The organism is Catenovulum agarivorans DS-2, from assembly GCF_000568405.1.
In the GTDB taxonomy this organism is placed as follows: domain Bacteria; phylum Pseudomonadota; class Gammaproteobacteria; order Enterobacterales; family Alteromonadaceae; genus Catenovulum; species Catenovulum agarivorans_A.
In genome coordinates, this window is the sequence record NZ_ARZY01000062.1 from 1 (window position 1) to 11,487 (window position 11,487).

Genomic DNA, 11,487 nt, shown 5'->3' on the forward strand with positions numbered 1-11,487 from the left:
TGGCAATTGAGCTTGCCAAGCCAAACTAACGGCCAGACAAACCAGGTCAACTTGTTTGAAAAAGGTGATGAATCCGGCAGAACCAGCGCAGGATATATAGCTGCGGCTATGGTAGCTCCTGTTGCAGAATCTGTCATTTCTGGTGCTTTGGTCAGTCGCTTAGGCGAGCGTTCGCTTGAGTTGTGGCCGCAGTTGTTACAGCAACTGCCACAGAATGTTTTTTATCAACAAAGTGGTAGTTTGATTTTAGCGCATACTCAAGATAAGGGTGACTTACTGAGTTTTAGTCAGCGCTTAAAGCTTTACGACAACTCAACGCCGCAAGTGGATGGCGCAAAAACTAAAATGCAATGGTTGAATGGCCAACAAATAGCCGAAATTGAACCCGAATTGGCTGGACGTTTCCACCAGGGTTTATACCTGCCGACTGAAGCTCAAATTGATAATCGAGGATTGTACCAAGCGCTTAATCAAGCACTGAAAAATAACCAAGTGCAGTTGAATTGGTCAACACAAGCAGATGTTGCGGCTAATCAAGTATGGGTCAATGGTACAGCATTCAGTTTTGATTTGGTTATTGATTGTCGCGGCATGGGGGCTAGGGCTGATATTAATCAATTGCGTGGCGTACGCGGTGAGGTGGCTCGGGTATATGCTCCTGAAGTTCAGTTACAACGACCTGTACGTTTAATGCATCCGAGATACCCAATTTACATTGTGCCCAAACCACAAAATCAATATGTCATTGGAGCGACTGAAATTGAGTCCCAGTCAGATAAACCAGCAACAGTACGTTCGGCACTTGAATTACTTTCCGCAGCATATAGCGTGCATCCTGGATTTGCCGAAGCCGAAATATTAGAAATTGAAAGTGGATTGCGACCAACTTTGTTTGATAATGAACCGAAAATCTTTAATCAAGCAGGGTTAATGCGGATTAATGGTTTGTATCGACATGGTTTTTTACTTGCTCCTGCAATGATGGAGCAAGCGTTAGCTGTGTTAGATGCTAATACGCATACTCAGGTAAACCCACAGGTGTTATCAACATGCAGTTAAAAATAAATGGCCAAACGGTCGAAACTTCCGAGTCTAGATCTTTGTTAGAAATTGTCCGTGATTTTGGCGCCACTGCTCCATTTGCATTGGCGGTCAATGGGCAGTTTGTTCCTAAAAGTCAGCATGAATCTTGGGTTTTATCTGACCAAGATTCAATCGAGATCTTGTCTCCAGTTCAGGGGGGCTAATATGACCACTGAAACTCCATCAAATAAATTAAATATATACGGGCAGACTTTTAACAGCCGTCTATTGATTGGCTCTGCGCTGTACCCATCGCCTAAAGTCATGCAAGATTCTATCGCTGCTTCTGCTGCCGAAATTGTCACTGTATCGTTGCGCCGGCAGTCGCCTGAAACAGGTGGCGGTAATATGTTTTGGCAACAAATAAAGGACTTAGGCCTAACGATTTTACCGAATACCGCAGGTTGTCACTCGATTCAAGAGGCGGTGACATTGGCGCAAATGTCGCGGGAAATTTTTGCAACTGACTGGGTTAAACTAGAATTAGTCGGTGACGAGTATAACCTTCAACCCGATCCAATCGATTTAGTAAAAGCGACCGAAATCCTAATCAATGATGGTTTTAAGGTATTGCCTTATTGCACCGATGATTTGGTTATTTGCCGGCATTTGGTCGAGTTAGGCTGCGAGGTATTAATGCCATGGGGTGCACCGATAGGCACAGGTAAAGGGTTATTAAACCCATATGCTCTGTCGGCCATTCGCAATCGTTTTCCGCAGACAACTCTGGTGGTCGATGCCGGTATTGGTAAACCGTCAGATGCTGTACAGGCGTTTGAATTAGGTTACGATGCAATTTTATTAAATTCGGCAGTTGCACAAGCGCAAGATCCCATCATTATGGCTAAAGCGTTTAAAGCTGCATGCGAGGCTGGTCGTTACGGTTATTTGGCTGGTAAAATGCCAGAAAAAGATACAGCGCAACCCAGTACTCCAACCTTAGGTATGCCATTTTGGCATCAGTCTTAAAAGATTAGTAAGTTGATATGCAAAATTACCCAATAGTGTGGAGTATCGCTGGTTCTGATTGTTCCGGCGGTGCAGGTATTCAAGCTGATATAAAAACCATGCACAACTTAGGGTGTGATGTTAGCAGTGTAGTAACTGCCAACACAGCACAAAATTCTTTTGGTGTGCAAGAAATTAACGCTGTGTCACTAGAGGTGCTGCTGTCGCAGCTTGATGCGCTTGCAATTGATAGGCCTCCACAAGTTATTAAAATTGGTATGTTAGCTAATGTAGAACAGATCCATGCGATCTCGCAGTGGTTGGTTGATTATGCAGCACGTATGTCGATGCCTAAGGTCATTTACGACCCAGTTGCTATAGCTTCAGCGGGTGGAAATTTAGCAGAAGAAGACATACTACCAGCAATCAGAGAAAAATTATTGCCATTGGTCGACGTATTGACACCAAATGCGAATGAAGCGCAACGACTTTCGGGTGTCTACATTATTAACTGGCAAAGTATGTTAGATGCAACCCAAGCATTGATGGCAATGGGTGTCGGATCGGTTGCATTAAAAGGCGGACACATAGATATAGATAAAGCTTATTGTGTTGATATGGCCGACAATGGCAGCGAACAATTTTGGTTAGCTTCAAAGCGAATTGATACTGAACATAGCCATGGGTCTGGCTGTACTTATGCATCTGCAATCGCTGCATTGTTTGCGCAGGGATATTTGTTGCGAGATGCTGTAACTGTAGCAAAAGCTTATATAAACCAAGGGTTAAGGTTGGCTCAGCACTATCAAGGTGCCTATGGGCCGATACGCCAAGGCCATTGGCCAAATTGTTTAGACGACTATCCGATTATTTTACAGTCTGGTTCAGAATTGGCAGAGCGTTTAGATTGGCAGCAGGGTTACCAAGGTCAATTTAAATACGCGGATAATTTTGCTGACTGTGGTTCGTTATCGCTTGGTTTATATCCAGTGGTAGGTGATGTTCAATGGATTGAGCGCTTAGCACCGTTAGGCGTTCAAACTATTCAGCTTAGATTAAAAAACTTACCAATCGAACAAATAGAGCTGCAAATTAGCCAAGCAGTCGCGCTTAGCAACCAGTACGGATTTAGATTATTTATCAATGATTATTGGCAGTTGGCGATAAAACATCAGGCGTATGGGGTGCATTTAGGCCAAGAAGATTTAGCGGAAGCTGATTTACACGCGATTAAACAAGCAGGATTACGCTTAGGTATTAGTACGCATGGAGAGTATGAGTTGCTGGCAGCCAAGCAGTTGCAACCAAGTTATTTGGCGGTTGGCGCCATCTACCCAACTAAAACTAAAGATATGACAGGACAAATTCAAGGCATAACGCGTCTTGAGCGCTATTTAGATTTAGTTGATGACTTACCCGTTGTTGCCATTGGCGGTATTAATATGCACAGAGCTCAGCAAGTTAAACAAACAGGTGTCGGCTCAATTGCGTTGGTTACTGCAATCACAGAGGCCGAATCACCCGAAGACGCCTTTAAACAACTGCAGCGAATTGTTGAAGGTTGTCGCTAGCATGAGTCAAAAAGCCGATATAATTGGTTTACATCAACAAAATTAGCGGCCAACTAGATACAATACCAGTTAGAAAGTTTTGAAAACGGAGTGTACCTGTGCTGGATAAATTATCAGATCAAGAAGCGACCCGCTACAGCCGCCATTTATTATTAGGCCAAATTGGTGAACAAGGACAAATTAAACTAAAAAATGCACATGCGGTTGTAGTTGGGGCTGGTGGTTTAGGAAGTCCCGTATGTTTGTATTTAGCTGCTGCTGGGGTGGGGAAGATAACCATTATAGACCCAGATGTCATAGAGGTGACTAATCTTCAGCGGCAGGTTTTATATAAAACCAATCATATTGGTCGGGGTAAGGCTCAGATGGCAGCGAATCAGATGCAAGCTTTGAATCCATTGATTGAAGTGAATGCGGTTGAGCGAAAAGTCGAAAGTAGCAATTTTCTAAAATTAATAGAAGAGGCGACCGCAGTACTAGATTGCACAGATAATATTTCTAGCCGTTATTTCATTAATCAATCTTGCGTGTCAGCTAAAGTCCCACTTATTAGTGCCGCGGCGATTAGAGGCGAAGGGCAGTTTATGATGTTTAATTTCAGGCAGCATAAATCACCTTGCTACCACTGTGTATTTCCCGATCTTGACAACGAGCAGAGCGGTTTAAATTGTAGCAATGCTGGTGTGGTTGGGCCTTTGCTTGGTTTAATGGGCAGCAAACAAGCGCTTGAATTTGTTAAGTATGTGGTTCAACCTGAGTCTTGTTCATTTGCTCAGCTACATATGATTGACATTTGGTCTGAGCAAAACCGTCAGTTTAAACTAACCGCAGATCCAACTTGCCCCGTCTGTAGTGGTTAGACGTTTTATTGGCTTAAATACTTGCCGCAAATGCAAACAAAGTTTACCCTTAAGTTATACGATTGATGTGACTTAAGGTATTCAAATTAATGGCAATTAAAATTACCGCTGCTGAAAAACAAATACTGCAAAATGTCACCATCCCACCCCGTCCTGAAGCTTTATTGAAAGTAAGTGAAGAAGCTAAAAAACCAGAGCCTAATGTTGCTGTAATTGCTAAAGCAATTTCTAGTGACATTGCTATTTCTGCCTCGGTTTTACAAGTGGTGAACTCTGCAGCCTTTCGGCGTGCCAGAGAAATAGAATCAATCGACCAGGCTGTGATGGTGCTCGGCCTAAAAAGAGTTTTTCCGATTGTTAAAGCTGTGGCGCTAAAAAGCGCAATGGACGCAAGTGATGAGCTAGCAACTTTTTGGCAAGATTCTACAGATGTTGCCAATGTATGCGCCATGGTATGCAATCAGCTTGACAAGCCACAATTGGCAGATAACGCATACATGCTGGGGTTGTTTCACGATGCTGGCATACCCGTAATGGTGATAAACTATCCTGAATTTGCCAGCATTATGCACAAAGCAGAAGAAGCCGGATGGGGCAGTGAGCTATTGGCATTAGAGCGGTCGCAATTTAATACCAACCATACCACAATCGGCGCTTTATTAGGTCAACGCTGGAAGTTAGCAAAAGACTTAGTCGAAGTCATTTATTATCAACATGATAGCGATGGTATATTTGCTACATCAGAACTTAGCCGTGTCGGTTTATGGTTGCTCGCTATTTTGAAGATAGCACGTCATATTGTGCTTGATTTGCAAAAAGGTAAAGAGCTTAGTGAAGAGTGGCTGATGGTCAAAGAGCAGTTATTGGAGTTTTTTGATTTTGAAGAAGAAGACCTCAACGATGTGGTTGAAGGCGTGATGGCTAACAATAGTCGATAAAATAAGCAAACGAGCTGAATATGAAATTAATTGCTTTACACAATCAAAAGCCTATGTATAATCAGCTGCAACTCGATAGGGGTGTAGTTCCAATTGGTAGAACAGCGGTCTCCAAAACCGATGGTTGGGGGTTCGAGTCCCTCCGCCCCTGCCAGTCTTCTGAAGATTTGTTATGTCGCAGTTAAATACTTATCAACAGGCAGTTCTTGCCGAACTTTCCATAGATTACTTCCAGACTAACGCAGTTGGGCATCCAGTTGACGAGTCTAGCCAGGCGAGTACACCTGTATCTTCCGCAAACGTTTCGACAAATCAAGCGCCAGAGAGCAATCGCAGTCAAATAGATCATTTATCGCAAATTAAATCCGTGATTGGTATGTCGTCGCCAGCTCAAGTTAAGCCAGCTGAGGTGGTGCAAGCTGAAGTTACACCTTTGTCTGCTGCGGTGCATAATTTAGCTAAGCTTGATGCAATTGCATTGTGCGAATGGCTTTCACAATCAGGCTTAAGCTATCGTCATCAGCAAATGTCACAAGATTCGTATCAATTCACATTTGAACCTCAAGGGCAGCAACAAGAGTTTGATCTGGCCAAAGGGGCTGAACAAAAAGCGTTTTGGCAATTCTTGTGTCAGCTGGTATTAAAATAGCTTTATGATTGATATTGTTTGTTTGCAAGCCCATCATTTGCCCCAAATACTTGAAATAGAGCAACAAAGCCAACCAGATCCATGGAGCCAAGCGTTGTTCATGTCGAGCCTGTCGCCGCGATATAATAATTTGGTAGCACTTGAGGCAGGCGAAGTTTTAGGGTTTTTAGTTTCCGATTGGGTATGCAACGAAGCCTGTTTGATGAATATTTGTGTGGCTCCACAACATAGAAAAATGGGCGTGGCGCAAGCGCTGCATCAGTCATTGATTGCGCGTTTGTTGTTAAAGCATACAGATAAAATATGGTTGGAAGTACGCGCATCTAATACCCAGGCACAAGCTCTATATAAAAAAATCGGTTACCAAAATATCGCCCAGCGCAAAAATTATTATGCTGCGACTGCATCAGCACCACAAGAAGATGCAATAATAATGGAGTTAAATTTATCTAAAATGCAATAGCCATACTATAGTCTAGTATTGAGTTATCATTAAAAGGTGTTGTTTGTTGAATTGGTTAGCTTGGGGAGCGCAATAAATGGATTTTCCTGCTCATTTAAAAACTTTTGTTGTTAAGTTAGCTCCTGCTAAAGGCCTGCCCGCATTTGAATCATTGTTTAAGTCTCATACTAAAAATCTGAGTAATTCCGAGCGTTTTCTGGTTAAGATGGAAATCAATCGGTTAAACAAAACCTGTAAACGGCCAATTGATTTACGTAATAAACATCAAGATAAATGTGTTTTACACGAGTGTGCGGGTATTCAACATTACCTGCCCGAATGTGCTGTTGAGCGATTTCAGCAATTATATTCACTGTACCAACAAAAATATTGTTTTGCTGTATATGAACAAATTTTGCTCGAATATAAACAAAAGCCACAAGTTCAAGATTATGACTCGAAGACTCAACGAACTGAAGTTGAGCGAACTTTATTAAGCCCTATCGAATTTGGTCAGCGGGTTATTCGGAATGAAGAACGCATGCATTATACGACCAAAGTGCGGGTCACAATTGGTAAAGAGGTTGTCAATGCAATCACCTGCGATATCTCCCCATCTGGATTAAGAATTAAAATAAAGGCAGAGCACCACTTTCAAAGTGAGCAGCCAGTATTGGTTGAATTTATTTCTTGGCAATCGAAATTTGCTGAACAACGGTGCCGCGCAGATTACAAGTTATGTTGGCAAAAAGTGGAAGACCAAGTCACTACCATAGGGTTAGCCATCATTGCAGAACAAGACCAATTTAAATTTAGCCAGTTTATCGATAAGTATGTAAAAAGTTATCGACGTAAATATAAGCTCGATGCCTGCAACACTTTGCAATCTGCCCGCAATATTCTGTTCGAACAATGTTATTTTTACACTCACATGGCACTACCGCTATTTTTAACCCGCGGGCCAGATGGCGTGCATATTCCATATGTATGCAAACAAGCCAGTAATGCACATGTGTTGGAGTATTGGCAGGATGAGCATGGTATTTGCCAATTAAGGCAGTTGTTTTCAGGCGCTAGATTGCTAAATCTACTTAACCAAATTACCGCGGTTAAAAACGAATATTTGTATTGTTTTACCCATATACAACATGGCAAAAAGTATCATTTTAGCGCCACTTACGACGAGTTAGTCGATGCTGGGTTACTCAAGCTATATTTAGGTTTTGCCGCACAAAAATCCGGTTGGCGAGTGTTTAAAATTCAATTGCAAGAAATTGATTTAAAAAATGCCCAACGAGCAATCGCCGTACCTGAATCCGCAGGTGAAGAAATTAGTTTTCAGAACCAGTTTGTATCCGACAAGGTCGTTGAGCAGTTAGATGAGCTAACCCACTTTGCGCTTTTGATCGATGTGACCAATCAACACGCGCGTGCTAGTTATATTGATAACGAAATTGATGTTAAGCAATTAGAATCATTGATGCGTTTTAAGCAAGAAAAACTCGCGACTACACAAACGCAGGCTTTACACTTTCAGTTTTTAGGCAAACGTAAAGAACCACGGGTTCGATATTCAACCCCCGTTCAGCTTGACTGCACCGAAAGTAAAATCCATGGGCAGACGATGAATTTGTCTTCGAATGGTATTCAACTACAGTTGCACAGTTGGCCGCATTTAGAGCGTGGTCAATATGTATCGGTATTTTTTCCAGAGTTTAGTAAAAAGCTAAAGCTAGCTGATGAATCTATCAAATATCAAGTGATGGCAACTAACCAAACTAATCGACTGGTTGGACTAAGGTTGGCGTCAGGCTCTAGTACTTTGTTGCAAGCACTTGGTCGAGTTTATGACGCCCGAATGGATTCTGCGCAAAAGCCTTGTAGCGGAGAACTTGAAACAGCGATCAGAAACCTGATCGTCATGTCAACATCTCAATGTTGCGGTTTTATTTTTAGCAATGACAATAAAAGCTACAATATGTTGGCACAGCCAAGTACATCTAATCGACTAAGTGCGCTAATTGATAAAAGCCACCAATACCAAGCAAAAAAGCTAGAATCTTTTATTCTAGAGCGATTTCAGCTACTCAATTATGCGATTAATAACAACACGTATGAGCTGCTTATCACAGTTGTCAATCAGCACGACGTTTTTACCGATATATGGTTAGATCAGCTAACAGATGAGTCACTGCGCAAACAAGTGATTGAGCAACAGTTGGAAGTTGGGCATATATGGGTCGTTCGATTGGAATGCCATGATGCAATTGAACCAGACTGGCACGCTGTTGAGCTTGAGCTCAGTTATTTAAGTGCTTTTCAACCAGCGGGCGCACATCACCTACGCAATTATTTTTCTCATATTAAACACTGTTATACGCTGACCGATATTACCCGTGAAGTGATGGTGAGATATGAACTACCGTTTGAGCTCATTACGTCAAATCATACAAAACAAAACGAATTTGTGTTTGATATTTTTGATTAAAACGCTCGACATATAGTGATCATTTCCAAATTTAATTTCTAATCTGGTGTTAAAAAGACCACAATGTGGTTGTTTTTATGGTTTAAGGTGCGTTTAGTTGGTGCAAAAATTGCTGTTTATTTAACCTGTAGTTAAAAGATAGTGTTTTTCTAAGTTTATGTATAGCTGAATGCATTGTTTTGCTTCAACCTGGTGCGTTAAATTCTATAATAATAATATTTTAAAGTTCTCCTAAGTGTTTGTACCCGGGACTGTGCACCCCGGGTTTTCTTTTTCTGTATGCTACAACAGGTCGGTCAGAGCAATACCGATACTGAGTCGATTCTGTGAGTGGTCATAATCAATTAAACTTTCTCCATAGCCACTGTGTGCCTGCACATAACCTCGTAAACGTCCCCAAATTGGAAATGTTAAACCTGCTTCAATAGCACCTTTGCCACTATTTATGTTGTAGCGCATTAAGAATTGGCTTTGGAGGTTTTTGTTTATTCGATAGGCTCCTGAAAATTCCCAATATCCCATATACTTCGCAATATCTGGATTGTCGTCGCCGCTTGGGTCATCTGCCGACTTTTTGCGGCTTTCGGGTAAGCGCCACCAAGGACGGAAATGTAATACCCAATCTTTATGCTCAACCAGCACAGCTAGGTAAAAGCGATTCCAACTTCTAGACAGGGGTAATTCTCGCCCGTTTGATTGGTGCTCTAATCCGACTAAAAGATTGGTTGTGGTATTCAGCAACTGCCATTTGGTTGGGTGAAAATAGAATATTTCCGGTTGGTAATTGGTTTCTCTAAAAGGTTTGCTATATAAATCACTATAGACTTGCCACCAAGATTGCATCGTCATACCAAAATACAAGCCATCACCATATTTTAAGATGGGGGCATAATTAATCGGTACTTTGAAGCTCATCTGCATTTTAGCTTCAACTTGCTGTTGAGGGTCAATCAAGGTGGAACTTTCATACGCACGCTCGTTATAGCCCGAGGTATAACTGGCTACCAGAATATAGTTCATTCTATGAGGGGTAATAACGTACGGGCTAAATGCGGTGGTTCGTTCCCGTTGTAAGCGTTCGGTTAATGCGCCATTGCTGCCACGACTTAGTGCTTCGATTTGTGTACAAATTTGGTTAATTTGTGCGACATCTAAATCATCATTCACTCGTTTCATTTGCCGTAACTGGCATTTTTCAAATTCGGTGAGCTGGGCGAAGGTGACGCTGGGCAGGAAAAATGAACATAAAAGTCCAAGATATGTTAGTACAGTTAGGTTAAGTCGCATGGGCAGGTGATTGGTGTCTGTTCTTCCTTAGCAACATTGTAGCGGTAACTTAGCGACAAAAGTACCGTTAATATCGTTTTATTGGCATATATACGTGGCAAAATCATGCATATTTGATGGAATTCGGTATAATGCCCGCGTTTTATACTTGCCAATACCTAGTAGAGAGTTTGTTGATGTCATTTTTAGAAGAAGTCCAGCGCAGACGCACTTTTGCGATAATTTCTCACCCTGATGCTGGTAAAACCACTATCACTGAAAAAGTTTTATTATTCGGAAAAGCGTTGCAAACCGCAGGTACGGTTAAAGGACGTGGTTCTAATCAGCATGCCAAATCTGACTGGATGGAAATGGAAAAAGAGCGTGGTATCTCTGTGACCACCTCTGTGATGCAGTTTCCGTATAATGACAAGTTGGTCAATTTATTAGACACCCCAGGGCACGAAGACTTCTCTGAAGATACTTATCGTACGCTAACGGCTGTTGATTCATGTTTAATGGTAATCGATGCAGCTAAAGGTGTCGAAGACAGAACACGTAAATTAATGGAAGTTACCCGACTCCGTGATACGCCAATTATAACCTTTATGAACAAGTTGGACCGAGATATTCGTGATCCAATGGAGTTACTTGACGAAGTAGAAACTGAGCTCAATATTGCTTGTGCACCAGTGACTTGGCCGATTGGTTGTGGGAAAGAGTTTAAAGGGGTGTACCATATCCACAGAGATGAAAGTATTTTATACCAAACAGGTCAAGGCCATACAATACAAGAAAAGCGAATTATTAAAGGCTTAGACAACCCTGAATTGGAACAAGCAATTGGCGACAGCCTAGCAGAAACTCTTAGAGAAGAGTTGGAGTTAGTGATAGGGGCATCACACGAGTTTGATCAAGAACTGTTTTTAGCGGGTGAATTGACCCCAGTATTTTTTGGTACCGCATTGGGTAACTTTGGTGTGGACCACATGTTAGATGGGTTGACTGAATGGGCACCTTCTCCTATGGCGCGACAAACAGATGAGCGCTTGGTTGAAGCCAATGAAGAAAACTTTAGCGGCTTTGTATTTAAAATCCAAGCGAATATGGATCCAAAACATCGAGACCGCATCGCATTTATGCGCATTGTTTCTGGTACCTATCAGCAAGGCATGAAGCTGAATCATGTCCGTATTGGCAAAAACGTCAATATCTCTGACGCCGTCACCTTTATGGCGGGGG

General features: G+C 42.0%; 11 protein-coding genes and 1 tRNA gene. 11 read left to right on the forward strand and 1 reads right to left on the reverse strand.

What is annotated here, in order from left to right; genetic code table 11:
- From DS2_RS18700 to DS2_RS18745, 10 genes are all read left to right on the forward strand, one after another.
- Positions 1 to 1,059, forward strand: a 1,059-nt coding sequence (locus DS2_RS18700; protein ID WP_152537650.1) for an FAD-dependent oxidoreductase, incomplete at its 5' end; no start/stop codon positions are given.
- Complete coding sequence (gene thiS / locus DS2_RS18705; RefSeq protein ID WP_035016577.1) at positions 1,050 to 1,247, forward strand: sulfur carrier protein ThiS; 198 nt, start codon at positions 1,050 to 1,052, stop codon at positions 1,245 to 1,247. The genes DS2_RS18700 and thiS, both read left to right, overlap by 10 nt.
- Before the next feature lies 1 nt (position 1,248).
- The gene (locus DS2_RS18710) at positions 1,249 to 2,052 is read left to right on the forward strand and encodes a thiazole synthase (protein ID WP_035016578.1); all 804 of its coding nucleotides are present in this window, start codon (positions 1,249 to 1,251) and stop codon (positions 2,050 to 2,052) included.
- 17 nt (positions 2,053 to 2,069) lie between these two features.
- Entirely contained in the window at positions 2,070 to 3,602 is a 1,533-nt protein-coding gene (gene thiE / locus DS2_RS18715; protein WP_035016579.1) for a thiamine phosphate synthase, read from the forward strand.
- Between the two features lie 98 nt (positions 3,603 to 3,700).
- A complete protein-coding gene (locus DS2_RS18720) occupies positions 3,701 to 4,462 on the forward strand; it encodes a HesA/MoeB/ThiF family protein (RefSeq protein WP_051480019.1) in 762 nt (253 codons plus the stop codon).
- 89 nt (positions 4,463 to 4,551) lie between these two features.
- Positions 4,552 to 5,400, forward strand: a complete 849-nt coding sequence (locus DS2_RS18725; RefSeq protein ID WP_035016580.1) for an HDOD domain-containing protein — start codon at positions 4,552 to 4,554, stop codon at positions 5,398 to 5,400.
- 77 nt (positions 5,401 to 5,477) lie between these two features.
- Positions 5,478 to 5,554: transfer RNA gene (locus DS2_RS18730), tRNA-Trp, on the forward strand.
- Positions 5,555 to 5,572: 18 nt separating this feature from the next.
- Positions 5,573 to 6,049: a hypothetical protein gene (locus tag DS2_RS18735; protein ID WP_035016581.1), complete on the forward strand. Its 477-nt coding sequence runs from the start codon at positions 5,573 to 5,575 to the stop codon at positions 6,047 to 6,049.
- Positions 6,050 to 6,053: 4 nt separating this feature from the next.
- Positions 6,054 to 6,512 (forward strand): ribosomal protein S18-alanine N-acetyltransferase, encoded by a 459-nt coding sequence (rimI, locus tag DS2_RS18740; protein ID WP_051480020.1) that lies wholly within the window; start codon positions 6,054 to 6,056, stop codon positions 6,510 to 6,512.
- Positions 6,513 to 6,588: 76 nt separating this feature from the next.
- Positions 6,589 to 8,979, forward strand: a complete 2,391-nt coding sequence (locus DS2_RS18745) for a PilZ domain-containing protein (RefSeq protein ID WP_035016583.1) — start codon at positions 6,589 to 6,591, stop codon at positions 8,977 to 8,979.
- Between the two features lie 282 nt (positions 8,980 to 9,261).
- On the opposite strand, the gene DS2_RS18750 is transcribed toward DS2_RS18745, so the two are convergent.
- Complete coding sequence (locus DS2_RS18750; RefSeq protein ID WP_051480021.1) at positions 9,262 to 10,155, reverse strand: phospholipase A; 894 nt, start codon at positions 10,153 to 10,155, stop codon at positions 9,262 to 9,264.
- Between the two features lie 287 nt (positions 10,156 to 10,442).
- Between DS2_RS18750 and prfC the strand changes: the two genes are divergently transcribed.
- Positions 10,443 to 11,487: peptide chain release factor 3 (gene prfC / locus DS2_RS18755; RefSeq protein WP_035016591.1), on the forward strand; the 1,045-nt coding region annotated here is incomplete at its 3' end.

What these genes read in the sequence shown, in the direction of transcription:
- DS2_RS18735 (WP_035016581.1), top strand. Translation starts at nt 5,573, where the DNA reads ATGTCGCAGTTAAATACTTATCAACAGGCAGTTCTTGCCGAACTTTCC.
- DS2_RS18710 (WP_035016578.1), top strand. Translation starts at nt 1,249, where the DNA reads ATGACCACTGAAACTCCATCAAATAAATTAAATATATACGGGCAGACT.
- thiS (WP_035016577.1), top strand. Translation starts at nt 1,050, where the DNA reads ATGCAGTTAAAAATAAATGGCCAAACGGTCGAAACTTCCGAGTCTAGA.
- DS2_RS18745 (WP_035016583.1), top strand. Translation starts at nt 6,589, where the DNA reads ATGGATTTTCCTGCTCATTTAAAAACTTTTGTTGTTAAGTTAGCTCCT.
- DS2_RS18725 (WP_035016580.1), top strand. Translation starts at nt 4,552, where the DNA reads ATGGCAATTAAAATTACCGCTGCTGAAAAACAAATACTGCAAAATGTC.
- thiE (WP_035016579.1), top strand. Translation starts at nt 2,070, where the DNA reads ATGCAAAATTACCCAATAGTGTGGAGTATCGCTGGTTCTGATTGTTCC.
- rimI (WP_051480020.1), top strand. Translation starts at nt 6,054, where the DNA reads ATGATTGATATTGTTTGTTTGCAAGCCCATCATTTGCCCCAAATACTT.
- DS2_RS18750 (WP_051480021.1), bottom strand. Translation starts at nt 10,155, where the DNA reads ATGAAACGAGTGAATGATGATTTAGATGTCGCACAAATTAACCAAATT.